General features: G+C 34.7%; 24 protein-coding genes and 1 tRNA gene. 3 read left to right on the top strand and 22 right to left on the bottom strand.

Annotated features, from left to right (window positions below):
* The 18 genes from ACFWV9_RS04435 to pdxA all read right to left on the bottom strand — a co-directional run bounded on the left by ACFWV9_RS04435 (position 1) and on the right by pdxA (position 15,648).
* Complete coding sequence (locus ACFWV9_RS04435) at positions 1 to 2,253, bottom strand: efflux RND transporter permease subunit (protein WP_411894032.1); 2,253 nt, start codon at positions 2,251 to 2,253, stop codon at positions 1 to 3.
* 2 nt (positions 2,254 to 2,255) lie between these two features.
* On the bottom strand, positions 2,256 to 2,798 hold the full coding sequence (locus ACFWV9_RS04430) for a 4'-phosphopantetheinyl transferase superfamily protein (protein WP_411894031.1): 543 nt from the start codon (positions 2,796 to 2,798) through the stop codon (positions 2,256 to 2,258).
* Positions 2,798 to 3,049 (bottom strand): acyl carrier protein, encoded by a 252-nt coding sequence (locus tag ACFWV9_RS04425; protein ID WP_411894030.1) that lies wholly within the window; start codon positions 3,047 to 3,049, stop codon positions 2,798 to 2,800. Before ACFWV9_RS04425 ends, ACFWV9_RS04430 begins: the two co-directional genes overlap by 1 nt.
* Before the next feature lie 22 nt (positions 3,050 to 3,071).
* Complete coding sequence (locus tag ACFWV9_RS04420) at positions 3,072 to 4,346, bottom strand: beta-ketoacyl-[acyl-carrier-protein] synthase family protein (protein WP_411894029.1); 1,275 nt, start codon at positions 4,344 to 4,346, stop codon at positions 3,072 to 3,074.
* Positions 4,343 to 4,780: a 3-hydroxyacyl-ACP dehydratase FabZ family protein gene (locus ACFWV9_RS04415; RefSeq protein WP_411894028.1), complete on the bottom strand. Its 438-nt coding sequence runs from the start codon at positions 4,778 to 4,780 to the stop codon at positions 4,343 to 4,345. The genes ACFWV9_RS04420 and ACFWV9_RS04415 overlap by 4 nt, the downstream gene beginning before the upstream one ends.
* Positions 4,781 to 4,782: 2 nt before the next feature.
* Positions 4,783 to 5,577: an SDR family oxidoreductase gene (locus tag ACFWV9_RS04410; RefSeq protein ID WP_411894027.1), complete on the bottom strand. Its 795-nt coding sequence runs from the start codon at positions 5,575 to 5,577 to the stop codon at positions 4,783 to 4,785.
* A 1-nt stretch (position 5,578) separates the two neighbouring features.
* On the bottom strand, positions 5,579 to 6,631 hold the full coding sequence (locus ACFWV9_RS04405; protein WP_411894026.1) for a type III polyketide synthase: 1,053 nt from the start codon (positions 6,629 to 6,631) through the stop codon (positions 5,579 to 5,581).
* The gene (locus ACFWV9_RS04400; protein WP_411894025.1) at positions 6,632 to 7,342 is read right to left on the bottom strand and encodes a methyltransferase domain-containing protein; all 711 of its coding nucleotides are present in this window, start codon (positions 7,340 to 7,342) and stop codon (positions 6,632 to 6,634) included.
* Positions 7,342 to 8,472 carry an NAD(P)/FAD-dependent oxidoreductase gene (locus tag ACFWV9_RS04395; RefSeq protein WP_411894024.1) on the bottom strand — a complete coding sequence of 377 codons (1,131 nt, stop codon included), beginning with the start codon at positions 8,470 to 8,472 and terminating at the stop codon, positions 7,342 to 7,344. The genes ACFWV9_RS04400 and ACFWV9_RS04395 overlap by 1 nt, the downstream gene beginning before the upstream one ends.
* Positions 8,472 to 8,984 (bottom strand): YceI family protein, encoded by a 513-nt coding sequence (locus tag ACFWV9_RS04390; protein WP_411894023.1) that lies wholly within the window; start codon positions 8,982 to 8,984, stop codon positions 8,472 to 8,474. Before ACFWV9_RS04390 ends, ACFWV9_RS04395 begins: the two co-directional genes overlap by 1 nt.
* 66 nt (positions 8,985 to 9,050) lie before the next feature.
* Complete coding sequence (locus tag ACFWV9_RS04385) at positions 9,051 to 9,500, bottom strand: 3-oxoacyl-ACP synthase (protein ID WP_411894022.1); 450 nt, start codon at positions 9,498 to 9,500, stop codon at positions 9,051 to 9,053.
* The gene (locus tag ACFWV9_RS04380; RefSeq protein WP_411894021.1) at positions 9,497 to 10,612 is read right to left on the bottom strand and encodes an NAD(P)/FAD-dependent oxidoreductase; all 1,116 of its coding nucleotides are present in this window, start codon (positions 10,610 to 10,612) and stop codon (positions 9,497 to 9,499) included. The genes ACFWV9_RS04385 and ACFWV9_RS04380 overlap by 4 nt, the downstream gene beginning before the upstream one ends.
* A 37-nt stretch (positions 10,613 to 10,649) precedes the next feature.
* On the bottom strand, positions 10,650 to 12,002 hold the full coding sequence (gene accC / locus ACFWV9_RS04375; RefSeq protein WP_411894320.1) for an acetyl-CoA carboxylase biotin carboxylase subunit: 1,353 nt from the start codon (positions 12,000 to 12,002) through the stop codon (positions 10,650 to 10,652).
* Positions 12,003 to 12,084: 82 nt separating this feature from the next.
* Entirely contained in the window at positions 12,085 to 12,570 is a 486-nt protein-coding gene (accB, locus tag ACFWV9_RS04370; RefSeq protein WP_411894020.1) for an acetyl-CoA carboxylase biotin carboxyl carrier protein, read from the bottom strand.
* A gap of 34 nt (positions 12,571 to 12,604) precedes the next feature.
* Positions 12,605 to 13,600, bottom strand: a complete 996-nt coding sequence (locus ACFWV9_RS04365; RefSeq protein ID WP_411894019.1) for a beta-ketoacyl-ACP synthase III — start codon at positions 13,598 to 13,600, stop codon at positions 12,605 to 12,607.
* A 178-nt stretch (positions 13,601 to 13,778) separates the two neighbouring features.
* On the bottom strand, positions 13,779 to 13,982 hold the full coding sequence (gene rpmF / locus ACFWV9_RS04360; RefSeq protein WP_411894018.1) for a 50S ribosomal protein L32: 204 nt from the start codon (positions 13,980 to 13,982) through the stop codon (positions 13,779 to 13,781).
* Positions 13,983 to 13,990: 8 nt separating this feature from the next.
* A complete protein-coding gene (locus tag ACFWV9_RS04355) occupies positions 13,991 to 14,530 on the bottom strand; it encodes a YceD family protein (RefSeq protein WP_411894017.1) in 540 nt (179 codons plus the stop codon).
* 77 nt (positions 14,531 to 14,607) lie between these two features.
* A complete protein-coding gene (gene pdxA / locus ACFWV9_RS04350; protein ID WP_411894016.1) occupies positions 14,608 to 15,648 on the bottom strand; it encodes a 4-hydroxythreonine-4-phosphate dehydrogenase PdxA in 1,041 nt (346 codons plus the stop codon).
* A gap of 97 nt (positions 15,649 to 15,745) precedes the next feature.
* On the opposite strand from pdxA, the gene ACFWV9_RS04345 reads away from it, so the two are divergent.
* Positions 15,746 to 16,336 (top strand): riboflavin synthase, encoded by a 591-nt coding sequence (locus tag ACFWV9_RS04345; protein ID WP_411894015.1) that lies wholly within the window; start codon positions 15,746 to 15,748, stop codon positions 16,334 to 16,336.
* On the opposite strand, the gene ACFWV9_RS04340 is transcribed toward ACFWV9_RS04345, so the two are convergent.
* The 3 genes from ACFWV9_RS04340 to mce form a co-directional block, all read right to left on the bottom strand.
* Complete coding sequence (locus tag ACFWV9_RS04340) at positions 16,333 to 16,518, bottom strand: PID-CTERM protein-sorting domain-containing protein (RefSeq protein ID WP_411894014.1); 186 nt, start codon at positions 16,516 to 16,518, stop codon at positions 16,333 to 16,335. The genes ACFWV9_RS04345 and ACFWV9_RS04340 overlap by 4 nt on opposite strands.
* Before the next feature lie 217 nt (positions 16,519 to 16,735).
* Positions 16,736 to 16,809, bottom strand: a tRNA-Ile gene (locus ACFWV9_RS04335).
* Between the two features lie 84 nt (positions 16,810 to 16,893).
* On the bottom strand, positions 16,894 to 17,298 hold the full coding sequence (mce, locus tag ACFWV9_RS04330; RefSeq protein ID WP_411894013.1) for a methylmalonyl-CoA epimerase: 405 nt from the start codon (positions 17,296 to 17,298) through the stop codon (positions 16,894 to 16,896).
* 106 nt (positions 17,299 to 17,404) lie between these two features.
* Here mce and rbfA point away from each other — a divergent pair, with 106 nt between their 5' ends.
* Together rbfA and ACFWV9_RS04320 are read left to right on the top strand one after the other, a co-directional pair.
* Positions 17,405 to 17,797, top strand: a complete 393-nt coding sequence (gene rbfA / locus ACFWV9_RS04325; RefSeq protein WP_411894012.1) for a 30S ribosome-binding factor RbfA — start codon at positions 17,405 to 17,407, stop codon at positions 17,795 to 17,797.
* Positions 17,798 to 19,000 (top strand): ABC transporter permease, encoded by a 1,203-nt coding sequence (locus tag ACFWV9_RS04320; protein ID WP_411894011.1) that lies wholly within the window; start codon positions 17,798 to 17,800, stop codon positions 18,998 to 19,000.
* Here the strand turns inward: ACFWV9_RS04320 and dusB are convergent, their stop codons facing one another.
* The gene (gene dusB / locus ACFWV9_RS04315; RefSeq protein ID WP_411894010.1) at positions 19,001 to 19,993 is read right to left on the bottom strand and encodes a tRNA dihydrouridine synthase DusB; all 993 of its coding nucleotides are present in this window, start codon (positions 19,991 to 19,993) and stop codon (positions 19,001 to 19,003) included.
* Positions 19,994 to 20,019: the final 26 nt, after the last annotated feature.

Genomic DNA, 20,019 nt, shown 5'->3' with positions numbered 1-20,019 from the left:
TTATCTGTCTAATTTCTTCAATAAAGCTGGTAAATAAAAGATATCAGTAATTAAAGCCATAGACACCGTAACCGCGCAAAGCAGCCCAAAATCTCGTACAGATGGTGTTGCGCTAGACGCAATAATTAGGAAACCCCCAACCAATGCAATAGTTGTAGATATCAATGCACTGCCTGTATAGCGCATCGCATTATCCATGCGTTCTTTTGGCGAGCCTGTAATATACTTACTACGTCTATACTTATGTACTAAATGAATAGTATCATCCATAGCAATACCCAACATTATAGGTGTAATCATGGCTGTTGTAACGTCTAATGGAATATCCAACAAGCTCATAAAAATTGCTAATATTGCCAAAGGTAAAATGTTTGGAATAAGTACTAAAATTGTTGTTTTTAAATTTTTTATAAACACCCAAAGGCAAAGAAATGCCACAAAAAATGCAGCAAAAAAGGATTTAAATTGGGTCTCTAAAATAAAGTTGTTTAACTGTGCAAAGACCACGGCAAAGCCATTAATTTTTAACTCATATTTATCCGTATCGAACGACGATTTAAAGGCTTCCTCAACCTCATCAAGAACTTGTTCTAATTCAGAAGTTCTCATTTCCATTAAGGTAAGCGTAAAACCTGCTGTTGACAGATCTTCAGAAAAGAGTTTAAAGAAGCTATTATCATTAGTGTCAACATCCTTCAATGTGCTCTTAAGTTTTACTTCTGATACATTTGATTGAAACAATACTGGTGTTCTTTGTTCTAAAAACGATTTAATTGTAACTACTGAAACGGGATTGGATATTAGCGGATTTGCCTCGAGTTTATTCTGAAAGATTTCAAGCTTTTCAATAGCTTCTTTACTTAAAATTTCACCACCTTCTTTTGTTGCTATATTGAGTTGTAATCTATTACTTCCTCCAAGCTCTACTTCTACTGCTCTTAAATCTTGTTTTGCTTTTCCTTCGGCTAATAAATCACGAGAATTTGTGTCAATTTTCACTTGAAATATAGAATAGATTCCAAATAACAGCACTGCTGTAAACGACACGATTAAAGTATTTTTATACTGACTTGTAAATCCGTTTAGCCATTCAATAAAACCAGATTGAGAATAGCTTTTAAAGCTTAGAATTGGTTTTGCTTTTTCAAAATTTAAATTCATAAAACTAAAACCAATAATCGTAATAATATAAACTAATAAAAAGCTTAGCACCAAACCGATACAGGTAAATACACCCATATTTTTAAACGCCGGCAATGGTGATAAATAGAGCGCAAAATAACCAACAAGTGTAGTCAATGTTGTATAAAAACAAGGTGTTAAACTCTTTCGTATTGAAATAGCCAACAAATCGACTTTTGAAAACGATGTGTTTGCGAGTCCTTCTTTATGATAAATATTTATAATATGAACCGCATCACTAACACTGTAGACCATCAGAATAGTGGGTATGAGCATAGATATCATGTTCAATGCAAATCCTAATGATGTTATTAAACCAAATAATAAACTAACAGGAACTGCAACCGAAAGAAGCGCTATAAGCAGATACCGTTTGCTTGGTAATAAGAACAAAAGCAGAACCGTAATTACCAGAATCGTAAGAATCCCGAAGATTAAACTTTCCTTGTAAATCCCTTTACTGTAGGCCTCATTTAATACTGGAGGACCTGTAAGATAATAGTCCGAATAGGTTTGGTCAATAACACTTTTAATCTCTACGGCGATTTCTTGTCGGTCTTCCTCAATGGTAGGCGTAGGCTTCATTTGGATATAAAACAATTGATTTTTAAAATCCTTAGTCACCAATTGCGAGGTGATGTTTGAAAGCTTTGAAAACAGACTTTTTAAGCCTTTTTCACTACGTTTCGGATTGTATAAATCATCAAATCTTATATTGTCATTGACGTAAATAGGATATTTTGCCTTGGCGATGCTAAACGTTGTTTTTACATAAGGTAAAGCCTCAACGGACTGGTGCAATTCATTTAACTTGTTTACTTCTGCTTCACCAATAGCATTTTCAACAGGAAGCATAACAATAAAAATTTCATCTGAACCAAAGTTTTCCTGAAAATCAATGTAAGCCTTATAACTTGGATCGTCCTCTAAAAACCATATGGAAAGCGAATTGTCTACACTTAGTTTATTAAGTGTCTGGTAAGCAGAAACCGCCATTAATACTGCCAAAACTACAATGATTGGATTTCTAAACTTTATGATAACAGGAATAATGCGTTTCAGTCGTTTCATAATTATCCTATGGCATATGCACCATAATTGCCGTGATGGGTTAAGCTTAAATTAATTTGTTCTTTTCCGCAAACTAATGTAGGTATATTGAATTCGTTCTTTTTTAAATAGTAGGCTCTACCAACAGTACCTAATAATTTCGATTTTAATTCCTCTCTTTGGTTATTATAATCAGTGGTGATAAATTTTATAATTTCAGAATTCAGTTTCTGTCTTTCTAATCTAGCTTCTGAAATAATATAGTTGGAAGTTATTTTTGTTTCAACATAATATTGGAAATCTTTGAATTTTACAAACCCGGAATTGTTAACTACAGTACATTCGAAACTCTTAGGATTAAAAAAACGGCTCGGATGTATTTGGGTATATAATTTATACGACGCTTCTTTCATGCTCCATAATCGCCAAACCATTAAAAATGGGTTTTTAGCACCCTTGATAAATGCTTGTTCTAATTCCGTGAATAGTTTGTCTAAGAATCGTGGACGCTGCCAATTTGAAGCATTCTGTGCTTCTTTAAGATCAACAATATCATTGCCAACCATTAGCTGTTTAATTTTGAAGTTACAATGCCCATGGCAGACTTTACGTCTAGCATTTTCTCCATATCCTCATTTTCTAGGCGTATATCAAATTCGTCTTCGATATCTAAAATGATATCGACAAGATTAGCCGAGTTTATCTTAAGGTCCTTTACAAAATCTGTGTCTTCAGATAAGTTTTTGAAAGCCTCCTCATTTTGAACATAAGGTGCAACTATAGTCTTTAATTTGGCAATTAATTCTTCGTTTTTCATAGCGGAATTTTGAAATGTAAAGTTACGCTATAAATCGCTTAAATAAAACACAAGCATTAACATCGCCAAAACCAAAACTGGCCTTTGCAATTACTTCAAAATTACAATTTATAGATTGTTTTGGAATACACGAAACATCTATTAATGTTTTAATACCGTCGTTTATATCCTCACAATTGATATTTGGAGCGACAAATTGTTCTTTAAGCTGAATGATACTGGCAACACATTCTATTGATCCTGCTGAAGCCAGACAATGTCCCACCAAAGATTTTGTGGAATTTATAAAAGGAAAATCCTTGTGTTTTCTTCCTAAAGCTTTTGTCCAATTCTCAATTTCTAGAGCATCTTTAGACGTAGCGGTAAGATGACCATTAATAACACCTATTTCTTCAGGGCCTATTTCTAAATTCTTTAAAGCTTTTTTAATACAACGTTGTACTGCTTCAGGGTTTGGTGCCGTTAATGTTCCGCCTTGGCGTTGCCCTCCAGAATTAACTTCTCCTCCTAAAACCTCAGCATAAATAGTTGCACCACGTTCTAGTGCACTTTCTAAAGATTCTAAAACCAACGCCCCTGCACCACTTCCAGGAACAAAACCTGAAGCTGAAGCACTCATGGGTCGAGAACCGTTTTCTGGGTTATCATTGTGCTTGTAAGTCATCACACGCATGGCATCAAATCCTCCCCAAACATATGGTCCGTGATCACTACAACTACCTACCAACATACGTTTGGCTTTTCCGCTTTTAATACGATCATAACCCATTAAAACTGCTTCAGTCCCTGTTGTACATGCTGAAGAATTTGTGGTCACCTGATTACCCAATCCAAGCATGCCGCTTAAATACGCACTTACACCACTTGCCATAGTTTGTAGTACAACAGTACTGCCTAAGCGCCTAACATCACCATCATCAAGCTTATAAATCGCTTCCCTGAACTTTTCCACACCTGATGTTCCTGTACCAAAAATGAGCCCAGTATCATAATCAAGCTCACTATTTGAATCCATGTCAAATCCTGCATCTTTCCAGGCATCAATGCCAGCAATACAACCGTATAATATTCCAGAGCTATTAAAACCGCGTAGTTGTAAATCTGTGAAATATTTTGATTTTAATTCGTCGGTAATAATTGGAACACCACCTATTTGGCAAGAAAAATTAAGATCTTTTAGTTCTTGATGAAATGTGATTCCTGATCTTCCATTTTTTAGGGCCTCAGTGAATTCAGAAACACCAACACCGTTTGGTGCAACTACTCCCATACCTGTTATGACAACGCGTTGATTCATACTTTCAACATTCCCGAAATTATACCTCTTGCTACTAATTCTCCTTCTTCATTGAGCATCTTCACCTTACATTTTAATTTATTGAATCGAAATACTACCTTTTCTGAATGTACATAGACTTTTTGGCTTGGTAAAACTGGTAAATAAAAATCCATTTGATGAGCTGTTAAAGCAATTTGAGGCTTCTTGGTATTTTCTACTTCATCTTTCAACAGGTAAATCCCTAAACATACCAAGCCAATTTGTGCCATACACTCTGTAAGGATAACACCTGGTGTAATTGGGTTGTCCTTAAAATGTCCTTCATAGAATGTTTCGTCTTCTTTAAAGGTATAATACCCTATTATTCCAGTTTTAGATAAATCATTTATACCATCAACAAACAAAAAAGGTTTTTGATAAGGTAAAAGTGATATGATTTCTGATGCTTTCATTTTTAACTCAAATGCTCTCCTCCATCAACTGGAATTATTGTTCCAGTTATCCAAGACGCTTCATCCTTAGTTAATAAATAAACAGCGTTTGCCACATCCTCTGGTGTGGTTAGGCGCTTATAGGGATTTCGTTTTAAGGTATATTTAATAATCTTTTCACTCCCTGGAATCATTCTCAGTGAAGCCGTGTCTGTCACACCCGCCTGAATACAATTAGCTTTAATTCCATACTTCGCAAATTCTAGTGCTATGTTTCTAGTAATCGCTTCTAGGGTTACTTTCGCTGCTGAAACGGCTGCGTAATTCTGCCAGGCTTTTGAATTTCCTTCACTAGTAAAACTTAGAATTCTCGCATCTTCGGAAAATAATTTAGCTTCAAAAATAGCTTTGGTCCAATCATACAAACTAATTCCCATAGCTTGTATAGTTAATGCAAAATCATCCTGGTTTAGTTCGGCACTTCCCTCCGAAACCATAGGTTTTAGATTGCCCCTAGCAACACTATGAACCATCGCTTTTATTTTTTGGCTATCACCTAAAAGAGAATGTAATTCTTGAATAATTTCTCTTCTTTTCTCTAATTTAAATGCATCACTATTGAACGCCTTGAATTTTATATCTTCTTGATTAATGCTTTTAAATTCCTTTAAAATAGCATCTTCTTGTATCCTAGAATTTCGGTGTACAATACAAATATTCATACCGTGCTTGGCCAGCTTTTTAGCTGTTGCCAACCCTAAGCCACTACTCCCTCCAAGAATCAAAGCCCAATAATTTTTATCTTTAAATTCATTCATATCACCACTCTAATAATATTCTCTGAGCTGAAAAACCAGGCCCAAAACTTAGCATTATCCCTTTATCGCCTTTAGGTAAATTTCTCTCCATAAAACGTTCTAAAACATAAAGTACAGTAGCACTACTCATATTGCCGTACAATCTTAAAACTTCTTTTGTGTCGTTTATATTCTTTCCTAAATCGCCAAATAAATCTTCAACTGTTTGGACAATTTTTTTACCTCCAGGATGAAACACTAAATGATCAATGTCTTTAATTGTTAAACCATTCTTTTCTAAAAAAGGATGAATAATGTTGGGGAAATGATCTGCTATAGTCTGAGGTACTGATTGATCTAAAACCATCTGCAATCCTGTATTCCTAAGTTTAAATCCCATCATATGCTCAGCATCAAAGAAATGATACATGGCTTCGTCCATAATTTCTGGACCATCCTCATCTTCGTATGACGATAAAATGACACTAGCACAACCATCTCCAAAAATAGCAGCACTCACAATATTTACCATGGAATAATCATTGAGTTGAAATGTTGCTGTTGGCGATTCTACCGCAATAACAACAGCGCGTTTGTTGGGGTTTGCCTTTAAGAAATTCTTTGCATATAAAATTCCTGAAACTCCGGCTGCACATCCCATTTCTGTTACTGGTAAACGAACGATATCCTGTTTCAACTTTAGCCGATTGATTAGATATGCGTCTAAAGAAGGAATCATTATGCCTGTGCAACTTACTGTAATAATATAGTCTATATCTGTTGGCTCTAAATTGGCTTTGTCTAAAGCTTTAAGCAAACTTTTTTCTGCCAACTTTATAGATTCTCTAGTATAAATATCATTCTTTTCTTCAAAAGAGGTATTTAAAAACACTTCTTCTGCATCCATTATAGAATACCGCTTATCTACAGCTGCGTTTTCAAAAATCTTAAGGACTTTTCGCTTAAAACGCTCCTCTTGTCCTTCTAACCAAAGTTCTACAAAAGGTAAAATATCTTTGGTTTCTCTCGTATATTTTGGAAGTTGTTTTGCAACCGATGTTATTCTTACTGCCATTTAGGTTTTAATTAGCCATTGGTAACGGAATGCCCATTTCCAACGAATTTGCGATTTAAGATTTAACTGCTTCGAGATACTCTCCAATTCTTTACGTTTAAATGCTCTTAAAATTGAAATTAATCCATCTTGTACTATCATGTGGTTTGAAATCACCAAGCCTAATAATTTAAATAAACCATAGGCTATTTTGCTACGATGTAAATCATTTACAACAATACCGTGTTTTGCTTTTGACATTGTCGTATTTAAAAGTTTATGAATTTCATCTTGATTAAAATGATGCAAGAACAGAGTAGACAACACAATATCATAGTCTAATCTTTGAAATTCTTCAGAGAAAATATCTAAGTTTTTAAACGACAGCTCATCATAATCTTCAGATAACTCAACCGCATAATCAATAGCATCCTGGTTAGCATCTACACCAATTAAGTTAAACGAATAATCCTGTTTTCTACCGTATTCCGCAACCAATCTCAATATATCACCATGACCGCAACCTAAATCAATAATAGTGTAGATTTTTTCCTTGGGTTGATTTTTTAGTAATTGCTTTAGACCATCTAAAGTCACATGGTTTCCACCAAGCCATTTATTGATCTTACCCAACTTATCGAGTGTGTCGCGAAGTAATTCGCCTTTCATGGAAAAGTCATCCATGAGTTCTATTGCGGTACTTCTGTATGTTGTGTCAACAAATAAGCTCATTAAACTTTCATCGGGTTTCCGTGTGTCATTTTTATAATTAATGGTACCAAAAATGGTAATCGTCTTAAAACTACAAGTAATTTTGGTGCTAACCAATCTTGCCTAAACAAATAGGCAATGCTATGGCCTGCTTTTAATCTAAGACTAAAGGTTTTTTTCCAGTTCTTAGAATACTTTCGCTCTAATTCTGTTCGAGCTGTTATTTTATTTTGAAGATAGTCAATTATAAGGTCAGATGCTAATTGTGCGCTTCTTATAGCCATGCCCATTCCGTTTCCACAAAGCGGATGAATCATTCCTGCAGAATCACCACACATTATCATATGGTTCTCAATAGGGCTTTTAGTTTCAAAAGAAATCTGACTAATTGTTAAGGGTTTTTCAAATTGAGCTTTTGACCCATCAAATACGTTCTTTAAAGCCTTATTTTTATATACCACATTTTCTTGAAATGTTTCTATATCCTTATATGTTTTAAATGCTTCGTAGTTAGCAATATAACATAAATTGATGTGGCCATTTTCAACTTTAGACACGCCACAGTAACCACCTTTAAAATTGTGAAGTGCTACTTTGTCTTCTGGAAAATTTCCAGATACGTGAATTTTTACACCTAGATATGGTGATTTCTTTTTAATAAATGAGCGCTGAAACTTAACATCTAAATTAGATCGTTTTCCAAAGGCGCCAATGGTGATTTTTGAAGTGAAAATTTGATTTAATTTCGTTTTAACTTGAAATTCATCACCTTCAAAAGAAACGTCAATAGCAACATCCTCCAATACTGAAACGCCTTGCTCTAGTACTAGTTGATAGAGCTGAAAATCCATTTCGTATCTGCTCATCCCGAATCCTCCTAGTGGTAATTCTGCTTCAATCTTCTTATTGTTATGTGTTGTTAATTCGAATTTTGAAATGGGTTTTGCACCAAAATCAAAGGGGGAAAACCCTAAATACTTTAAATATGGCAGTACTTCATTAGATATATATTCACCACAAACTTTGTGCTTTGGATAACTGTTCTTTTCAATAAGTAGAACATCAATGTTGTTTTTAGACAAGTGTATTGCGCTTGTTAATCCGGCTAAACCACCACCAATAATTATAACATCGAAGCTTTGTTTTTGCATTAGATATGTTGATAATGCGTCACATTAATCTTAACTATTTTGCCCATGACAAAACCGCCTCCACCAACATCAAAATCGCGTCGATTGATTTCAAAATATGACGTAATTTTATAATTACCATCCATCTTTTGAACAGTAACCGGAATTGTTACTTTCTTTGTTTTCCCCTTAATCGTTAAACTGGCTTCTATATCGTAATGGTTAGGTTTTACCACTTTTATTTCAATACTTTTTAAGGTAATTGTTAAGTACTGTTTCACATCAAAATAATCTTCCTCTAAAATATGTTCATCCCTACTCTCAATACCTGTTTCTATTGAAGATACTTCTATTGTGCTTGCAATAGTATTCAGCTCACCTTCCGAATTAAAATCAGTTGAAATCGTAAATTCATTAAAGTGTCCATCTACATTAACGCCAAGGTTTTTAATAATAAAATTTACACTCGAATCTTGAGCGTTTACAGTTCCAAAACTAAACAGACAAATGAAGACAATTAAAAGGCGTTGCATAGAAACTATTTTTTCTTTGTTAAGTTACTGCACAACCAAAACACTTTAAAATGATTTAACGTTTTTCTATAATACATTTAGAATTTTAATCTCTTGATCCCTGAATTGGATAGCCTCACCTTTACTTTTAGATAGTAATAATTGACCGATTGGTGTTGCAGGCGAAATAGCAAAAAACTGTTGCCCATCAATCTTAATTTCCCCTACGCTTAAGGCTAAGAAATATTGAGATTGAGAGGTATAAACCACAGCGCCTAAAGCGATGGTGGTTTGATTAGTTTCTGGGTTTATTTTATGAAGTAATTCAAATTGCTTTTGAATGTCTGCAAGTTGTTGACCTGCTTTTTCTCTTTCTAGTTGAAGCATAGCTCTTCCTGTTTCGTGCTTATCACCTACAGAGCTTTTTGTTTCTGATTGAAGATTATTCTGAATATCTGAAATAGCTTGCTGTAAAACTTCCAAACGACGGTTTAAAGCATCTTCACATTTACTATACAGTTTTTGCTTAATACTCATTCTATAAGGTTTGCCAAGTCCTTACCTACCAAACTCCCAATTGCAACTCCCATACCTCCTAGCCTTACACCACAATAAACATTACCACTCAATTGTTTTACAATTGATTTTTTCTGTTTACCCACTCCCATAATTCCCGCCCAACGATGATCTATTTCGAAATCGACGCCAGGAATAATTGTAGACCCTAAGAGTTCTTCTAATTTATTTTGAACTTGATCTGTTTGGCCAAAATCCATTGTTTCCTCGCCTTTAAAATCCATATTTCTGCCTCCTCCAAATAGAATTCTATTGTCGATATTCCTGAAATAATAATAGCCTTTATCTAAATGAAATGTTCCTTGTATTTGAAGGTTTTTAATAGGTTTTGTTATTAAAACTTGTGCTCTCGCTGGTTTTACTTTTTCGGTTATTAGCTTTGATGCAAAACCATTAGTTGCAATTAGAGCTTTATTGGATTTAAACTCAAAAATGTCTGTTTGAATACGAGCTTTTCCATTGTCATCACTGACATTTTTAACATGGCAATTATTCAAAATTTTGATACTAGATTTGTAGGCTTTTTTGATAAGCGTATCCATCATTTTTCCTGTATCTATTTGACCTTCAAACTTGTTGAAACTTAATTGATCTGCAATATGGTTAAACCCAAATTTGTTAGGTTTAATTGAAAACACATCGGTATTAAAAATCGGTTTTAATAAGGCATTGATATCATCTTGCCTATCTAAACATGTTTCATAGAGCTCGAGATCTTTTTTTATAAACAGCTCATAGCCACCAAACGGTTTATAGTCTATTTTTTTATCACCTAAGGTTTCTCGAAGTAGTTTTAGGCCTTTGATTCGTTTGGAAACTAGGTCTAAAACCTCCTCTTCTGAATGATATTGTAAGTCGTCAATGATTTCACTAAGACTTCCAAAACAAGCAAATCCTGCATTTTTGGTACTTGCTCCTTGCGGTAACATTCCTTTTTCCAGAACTATGATTTTGGCCTTTGGATGCTTTCGTCGCAATTCTAAAGCACAGCTTAAACCAACTATACCACTGCCGATGACAGTAAAGTCTACATTAGATAACCAAGTTTTTATTTCCCAGTATGATAAATTCATTGCATAAAAAAAGCTCCTAAATTTAGGAGCTTTTTATTTAATCTTCAATTTCTTCTTTCATTTCAAAATCTTCCATAAACTTAGTAGTATAATTTCCTGCTAAGTAATCAGGATGTTCCATCAATTGTCTATGGAATGGAATCGTTGTTTTTATTCCTTCAATTACAAATTCATCTAAAGCGCGTTTCATTTTGTTGATGGCTTCTTCTCTTGTCTGGGCAGTTGTAATCAACTTTGCAATCATTGAATCGTAGTTAGGCGGAATACTATAACCAGCATAAACATGCGTATCTAATCTTACACCATGACCTCCTGGGGCATGCAATGTTGTGATTTTGCCGGGTGATGGTCTAAAGTCATTATAAGGATCTTCAGCATTTATCCTACATTCAATTGAATGTAGGTTTGGTGTATAGTTTTTGCCAGAAATTGGCACACCTGCAGCAACTAAAATTTGCTCCCTGATTAAATCAAAATCAATGACCTGTTCTGTAATTGGGTGTTCTACCTGAATACGTGTATTCATTTCCATAAAGTAGAAATTTCTGTGTTTATCCACCAAAAACTCTACAGTTCCCGCGCCCTCGTATTTAATATACTCAGCAGCCTTAACTGCTGCTTTACCCATTTTATCCCTTAATTTATCGGTCATAAATGGAGAGGGAACTTCTTCCGTTAATTTTTGATGACGTCTTTGTATAGAACAATCTCTTTCTGATAAATGACATGCTTTTCCTCTCGAATCACCTACAATTTGTATCTCTATATGTCGTGGCTCTTCAATAAGCTTTTCCATATACATATCGTCATTTCCAAAAGCTGCTTTCGATTCATTCCGAGCAGATTCCCAAGCACCTTCAAGATCTTCTGGCTTCCAAACAGCACGCATTCCTTTTCCGCCGCCACCAGCAGAAGCCTTCAACATTACCGGGTAACCTGTTTCTATTGCTAATTTTTTACATTGTTCAAATGACTCTATAACACCATCACTACCTGGTACGCAAGGAACTCCTGCTGCCTTCATAGTTGCTTTGGCGTTTGCCTTATCGCCCATTCTAGATATCATCTCTTCTGATGCACCGATAAACTTTATACCGTGTTCTTCACAGATTTTAGAAAATTTTGCGTTTTCAGACAAAAATCCATAACCAGGATGGATTGCATCAGCATTTGTTATCTCCGCTGCAGCAATTACATTTGACATTTTAAGATAAGACTCACTGCTTGGAGCTGGACCTATACAAACTGCTTCGTCTGCAAACTTAACATGTAAGCTTTCTGCATCTGCGGTTGAGTAAACCGCTACAGTTTTAACACCCATTTCTTTGCAAGTTCTAATAACGCGTAACGCTATTTCTCCCCTATTGGCAATTAATATTTTTTTAAACATCATATTTGATTTAAAAATTCTATTTCCAAACACCAAATTCCAATAAACTGGTCTTGGATTTGTGGATTGGAATTTTCAATTGTTATGAAGGGTCAACCAAAAAGAGTGGTTGATCAAACTCAACAGGAGACGAATCATCTACAAGAACTTTAACGATCTTACCTGTAACCTCAGATTCAATTTCGTTAAATAATTTCATAGCCTCAATAACACATAGAACATCTCCCTCTTTTATATCTGTACCAACCTCAACAAATACTGGCTTGTCAGGTGAAGGTTTCCTGTAAAATGTACCAATAATTGGAGATTTAATTGTAATGTATTTTGAATCATCAGTAGTTGCTGCGGGTGCGACAGGAGTTTCAGTTGCCGCAACAGGTACTGGAGGTGGCGCTTGTTGTTGAATTACAGGTGCGGTTGCTTGAACCGGAACTTGCTGTACAATTGTAGTATCGCTATCGGAGCCCGTTCTAATAGTAATTTTAACGTCATCCATTTCTAGCTTAACTTCACTCGCCCCAGATTTGGCAACAAATTTAATTAAGTTTTGAATTTCTTTTAAATCCATAGTATTTAGACTTTTTTGTTAGTTAGTTGATTTGTTAGGAATTATAGGCCCATTTAAAATAAATTGAGCCCCAAGTAAAACCTCCGCCAAAAGCAGCAAAAATTATATTATCTCCTTTTTTAAGCTGAGTTTCATAATCATATAATAGAAGTGGTAAGGTAGCTGATGTTGTATTGCCATACTTTTGAATATTCATCATAACCTTGTCATCTTCAAGATTAATTCTATTAGCAGTAGCATCAATAATTCTTTTGTTCGCCTGATGCGCTACTAACCAGGCAATATCGTCGTTTGTAAGGTTATTTCTTTTGAGAATTTTCTCAGCAACATCTGCCATGTTAAAAACAGCATTTTTAAAAACTGTTTTTCCGTCTTGAAAAACATAGTGCTTACCATCTTTGTATGTATTCTCATCTATTGGGTAAGATGAACCTCCGTAGGTTGCTTGTAAGAACTCTCGGCCTTCGCCATTACTTCTCAACAACTCATCTTGAAGTCCCAAACCCTCTTCATTTGGCTCAAACAAAACTGCTCCAGCACCATCACCAAAAATAATACAGGTGGCTCTATCTTTATAGTTGATGAAAGATGAATTTTTATCCGCACCTATTAAAAGAATCTTTTTATAACGACCGGATTCTATGTAAGCTGCTGCTGTTGACATACCGAATAGGAAACTTGAACAGGCCGCCTCCAAATCATATGAGAAAGCATTTACCGCTCCTATTTGAGTTGCTGTATATGCTGCTGTTGACGCTGCTTTCATGTCTGGAGTAGCTGTACTAACTATAACCAGATCTATCTCTTTAGGGTCTAAATTTCTCTTTTTTAATAAATCTTCAGCTGCCTTTATTGCTAAAAATGAGGTTCCCTTGCCCTCTTCTTTAAGGATTCTACGCTCTTTTATTCCCGTTCTTGTAGTAATCCATTCGTCATTGGTGTCCACCATAGTCTCGAGAACTTTATTAGACAATACAAAGTCTGGAACATAGCCTCCTACAGCTGTAATTGCCGCCGTGATTTTACTCATTATTAGCTTTTAGATTAATTAAAAGTATTGAAAAAAGGCAAAAATCAATCAATTTTGACCGTTTTTCGGCATTTTTTGGCAAATAATTATGCAAATTAAGTGGTTTTTGACCTATTCAAAAAATTTATATAAAAAAAACGCTCACAAGTGAGCGTTTTATTATATGCGCGCATAATAGTTATGCTAAATTTTCGTCTCCAGCAGAATTATCGATTAATACTTGGCCTCGGTAATAAAGCTTTCCTTCATGCCAATGTGCTCTATGATATAAGTGTGGCTCACCAGTTGTTGGGCAAGTTGCTATTTGAGGTACAGAAGCTTTATAATGTGTTCTTCTTTTATCTCTTCTTGTTCTAGATATTTTACGTTTTGGATGTGCCATTTTAAATGTTATTTATCCGTTAATAGTTTTTTTAAATTATTCCAACGAGGATCAATATCCTCTGATGATTTTGTTTTATTTCCCTTTTCCGGGCTTAATTCTTCTAATTTTGAAAGTATTTCAGACTTTAATGTGCCGTCTTCAATGCCTGGATGTACTCGTTTTACCGGCACAGCCAAGATGATAAGTTCATAAATATATTGAGATACATTAATCTCATATTCACCATGAGGTACAATTAGTATATCTTCGTTTTCATCGTTGTAAGAATCTCCGAATTTAACTACCAGCTTATATTCATCTGAAATTGGTTGGTTGTACGGTTCGTTTGTAAGATCGCAATTAACATTCACTTCCCCTGAAGCTGTGAAATACAACTCTAGAAGTGTTGTTTTTTTGAGAAACTTTAAATCAATGTTAACATTGACTTCATTAAACTCAATATATTCAAAATTATTAAAGAACGTATTATCAATTTGATAATCAAAATGGTGCTCTCCTATTTTTAGACCTGTAAAAGGAATAATATAATCTTTCATTGCCTTCATTACCCACTCATTTTGAGCCTGCAAATATATAAATTTTACTTTATTTACTCGTAGATATTAACAAAAAATGTTTATATCTATTTTGAAGCCTTTTCTAAAGGGTTTTTACTATAGTGCCTATGCTCCTTTCTGTTTCTAAAAATATGTATTGCTGTATGTATAGCGTGTTTAAATGAGCTTTCATCTGCTGTGCCTTTACCAGCAATTTCATAGGCCGTGCCATGATCTGGTGACGTCCTTACTTTATTTAATCCGGCGGTATAATTAACACCTTCTCCAAAAGTAATGGTTTTAAAAGGTATTAAGCCCTGATCGTGATATGATGCTATGACCGCGTCAAACGACTTATAACTATTTGATCCGAAAAAACTATCTGCAGAATATGGACCATAAACCAAAGCGCCTTCATCTCTTATTTTCTCGATGGTAGGTCGTAATACTTGATCATCCTCTTTACCAATAACCCCGTTATCGCCAGCATGTGGATTTATGGCCAATAATGCTATTTTTGGCTTTCTTATCCCAAAGTCTTGCTTTAAAGAAAGTATTACCGTATTTAATTTTTCTCTTATTAACTCATCAGTTATGTGTTCTGTGGCGTCTTTTAACGGAACATGGTCCGTTAATAAACCAACTCTAAGATCATTTGAAACCATAAACATCAGGCTCTTTCCTTCTAAGGATTGGGCTAGGTAATCTGTATGGCCAGGAAAATTAAATGTGTCTGACTGTATATTATATTTGTTTATTGGTGCCGTAACCAATACATCTATTTGGTTGTTTTTGAGAGCGTTTGTTGCCGCTTGCAATGATTTAATTGCATATTCTCCGATTTTTTTATCTGCTTTACCAAATTCAATTTTCACAGGTTCCTTCCAAACATTAACAACATTGACCTTACCATGAACTATTTGGTCTGGAGAATCTATATTAAAAAAGTTTATTTTGCTTTTAAAATGATTTTTAAAAAATTGCATGGTCTTCCCAGAGGCAAAAACAACTGGAGTATTTAAATCAAGAGACCTTGAGTCTTCATAGGTCTTAATTATTATTTCTGGTCCTATGCCGTTTAAATCTCCTACTGATATTCCTACTATAATCTTTTCCTCCCTTTTCATTACAATTGATTACCCTATATTTTTAATAAAATTAATAGCGGATTTAAGCTATGTGCTTAACTTTGCAAATACAAATTTAACTAAATAAAGCACAACGATGTTTACAGGTATAATTGAAGAATTAGGAACAATTGAAAAACTAAAGAAAGAAGGTGGTAATCTTCACCTCACAATTAGCTCGACAATAGCTTCAGAATTAAAAGTTGATCAAAGTTTAGCTCACAATGGTGTTTGTTTAACCGTTGTAAACATAGACGACAATAAATATACGGTTACAGCTATTCAAGAAACTTTAGACAAATCGAATTTAGGCATGCTTAATAAAGGAGGGAAGGTAAATCTTGAACGAGCAATGAAACTGAGTGATAGATTAGATGGTCATATTGTTCAGGGCCATGTAGATCAAACCGGAACATGCACTTTTGTTAGTGAAGAAAACGGAAGCTGGCTATTTACCTTTGAATATGGAACTAACGCGGATAATATTACTATAGAAAAGGGATCTATTACAATCAATGGCGTGAGTTTAACTGTCGTTAACTCAAAACCAAATCAATTTTCTGTAGCAATTATACCCTATACCTATGAGCATACAACATTTGGAACTCTTAAAGTGGGAGATACTGTAAATCTTGAGTTTGATGTAATTGGTAAATACGTAAAACGTCTTAATGAACTGCGCAATTAAGCTTTTTGCTTATTTATTTGTAATATTTTATAGGCTCCAAAAAAAATAGCAACAAGAAATAACATAACCACACCACTGTCAATAGGAAGGCCGGGAGGTGGCGGTGGCATTGGCGGTGGAGGCGTAGCTCCCTGTGCCATAGACATAAAGCCTATGAGAGAAAATAAGATTGAGGCTAACATATTTTTATTCTCCATATTGCTAATAACGCTGTAAAAGTAACAAAAAAACTGAGCTATCAAAACAATTTATATTAAAAAAACGTCTTTAAACGGCAAATATTATCGATGAAGTGCTAAAAAATAGGGTTTTTTACTTAATAAACACTTGGTTTAAAACGTCATATTAAACCCAATATTATTGTAGTAACAAAAAACCCTTCGGATGAAGGGTTTTTTGTGGTCCCACCTGGGCTCGAACCAGGGACTTTCTGATTATGAGTCAGATACTCTAACCAACTGAGTTATAGGACCTATTGACTATCGTCAATTTCTTTATTTCTAAAGAGTGTGCAATATTACTATATATTTTAAAACCCTACAAGAAAAAAAAATCAATTAATCCTCTATGTCCTGGCATAATTCAATCAACACACCATTGGTTGATTTAGGGTGCAAGAAGGCAATAATCTTTCCGTCAGCTCCCTTTTTAGGCGCTTCATTAATCATTCGAAATCCACTAGATTTTAATCGTTCTATTTCTTTATATATGTCCTTAACGGCAAAGGCTATATGGTGAATCCCCTCGCCTTTCTTTTCAATAAATTTTGCAATTGGGCCGTTATCGTTGGTTGCTTGCAACAACTCTATTTTATTTGGGCCACACTTAAAGAAGGAGGTTTTAACACCCTCACTTTCCACATCTTCAATTTTATAATGTGGTTTGTCAAATAGAAGTGCAAAAAGATTATTTGATGCTTCTATATCCTTAACGGCAATTCCTATATGTTCAATTTTTTTCATTAATGTTTAATTTGGTTTCCGAAATAACGGAATTTTAAAGGTTAAAAAACATGATTTTTGTTATATAAAAATACTATTATCTTTAAATATCATCTACTTTTGCATCATGGAAAGTAATAGGCAGAAAAAAATAGCTACAGTTCTACAGCAAGACTTGGTAGATGTTTTACAAAGAGCAGCATCAGATGGTGGGTTAAGAGGTATTATTATTTCAGTAAGTAAAGTTAACGTTACTGTAGATTTGTCTGTAGCCAAAGTATACTTAAGTATATTCCCAAATAAAGAGGCGAAATCTTTGCTTGAAGGTATAAGATCAAATACCCCCTTGATTAAGCACGAGCTTTCACAGCGCACAAGACATCAATTAAGACGTATGCCACAACTAGAGTTTTTTATTGATGATTCTTTAGAATATATTGATGGTATAGAGCGTTCTCTTAAAGGTGATGAAGACCCTATTAACAATCCAGATCTGTTAGGAAAGCGCAAAAAATCTTAGGTGAATTTTCCATTATATATAGCAAAACGATACCTTTTCTCAAAAAGTAGCAATAACGCTATAAACATTATGACATTGATAGCTTCGGGAGGTGTAATTATTGCTTCTGCGGCCTTATTCATAGTCCTTTCTGTTTTTACTGGTTTAAAAGATTTCAGCCTTCAATTTTCTTCTTTCGTTGATCCTGATATAAAACTAATGGCAAACAAAGGGAAATCGTTTGTTTTTACAGAAAAAGACAAATCAGAACTCTTAAAAATCGAAGGTGTAAACGACTATTCAATGATTATTGAGGAACGTGTTATTATTAAATCAGAAAATAAAAATCTATTGGCAACGCTTAAAGGTGTGGATGAAAGCTATCTAAATGTTACAAGTGTAGATTCAATGATGTCTCGTGGAAATTGGATTGCTTATGGAAATAATGAAGTGGTTTCTGGATGGGGAATTTCCAACAATCTGTCTTTTGGTGTTTTTGATTTTCTAAAGCCTCTATCGCTCTATGTGCCTAAACCAGGCAGGGGTCAATTTAACTCATTAAAAGGTGCCTACAACTCTGTTTATGTTAACAATGTTGGTCTCTTTGATATCAACGAAGAATTAAATAATGAATTCATATACTCCGACATTGCTTTAGCAAGAACCTTGTTAAATTATAACGACAATCAATATTCGTCTATAGAATTAAAACTCATCGAAGGCGCAAACGAAAGTGTGATTAGGGAGCGAATTGAGTATCTGTTTTCAAACACCTTTATAATTAAAAATAGAGAACAACTCAATGATGCGCTCTATAAAATGTTGAATACAGAAAACTTAGCAATCTATCTAATTTTCACACTTGTAATTATCATTGCTCTATTCAATGTTATCGGTGCAATAATTATGATGATTCTAGATAAAAAACGTTCGTTAAATACCCTTTTCAATTTGGGCGCAGAAACCAAATCCATTAAATCAATCTTCTTTTTGCAGGGTAGCTTAATGACGGTTATTAGCGGTGTTATAGGAGTAGTTATCGGAGTTGCCGTGGTGTTTCTTCAGAAAAAATTAGAATTGGTAATGTTAACACCTGATTTACCTTACCCTGTCGTATTTAAATTAACAAATGTTTTTATTGTAATTGCAACAATATTTATTTTAGGAATTGTTGCCTCGAGGATTGCGTCACAGCGAATTACTAAGCAATTAATAAAGGCTTAACTAGACAAATTGATAATCTGAAAATTTTTCCAAAACCTCATCAAAGGTCGCGAACACATCTTCAGAATGGTCGCTAGTAACCATTTTCATTCTGTATTCTTTAAAATTAGGTATGCCCTTAAAATAATTTGTGTAATGCCTTCTTGTCTCAAAAACACCAAGTTTTTCACCCTTCCAGTCTATAGACATTTGAAGATGACGACAAGCCGCTTGGACACGCTCTTGTAAAGTGATTGGTGCTAATTGCTCACCTGTCTTAAAATAGTGCTTTACTTGTTTAAAAAACCACGGGTTGCCAATTGAGGCTCTGCCAATCATGGCGCCATCTAAGCCATAGTCGTCACGCATTTCAACAGCTTTTTCAGGAGAATTTACATCACCATTACCAAAAACAGGAATATGCATTCTTGGATTATTCTTCACTTCGGCTATAGGTTTCCAATCCGCATTACCTTTATACATTTGAGCTCTTGTTCGGCCATGAATAGCTATAGCCTTTATACCCACATCTTGCAAACGCTCTGCTACCTCAACAATTTTTATAGAGTCGTGATCCCAACCTAAACGTGTTTTTACAGTAACTGGAAGATTGGTGCGCTTCACCATTTCTGCCGTCAGCTTTTCCATTAAGCATACATCTTTCAAGATACCAGCTCCAGCCCCTTTAGAAACAACTTTTTTCACAGGACAACCAAAATTGATATCAATTATATCTGGGTTTGATTTCTCAACAATATCAATTGTCTGGAGCATGCTTTCCAAATTAGCGCCAAAAATTTGGATACCAACAGGGCGCTCTTTTTCATAAATATCTAACTTCATCACGCTTTTTGCCGCATTCCGAATTAGGCCTTCACTAGATACAAATTCAGTATACACAACATCAGCACCTTGCTCTTTACACAAAGCGCGAAAAGGAGGGTCGCTTACATCTTCCATGGGCGCTAAGAGCAATGGAAACTCTCCTAATTCTATGTCAGCAATTTTTACCAAGGTCTAATTTTTTTTGATGCAAAACT

This window comes from Winogradskyella sp. A2 (assembly GCF_046762865.1).
GTDB lineage: Bacteria > Bacteroidota > Bacteroidia > Flavobacteriales > Flavobacteriaceae > Winogradskyella.
This window is presented reverse-complemented; position numbering and strand designations above follow the sequence as displayed.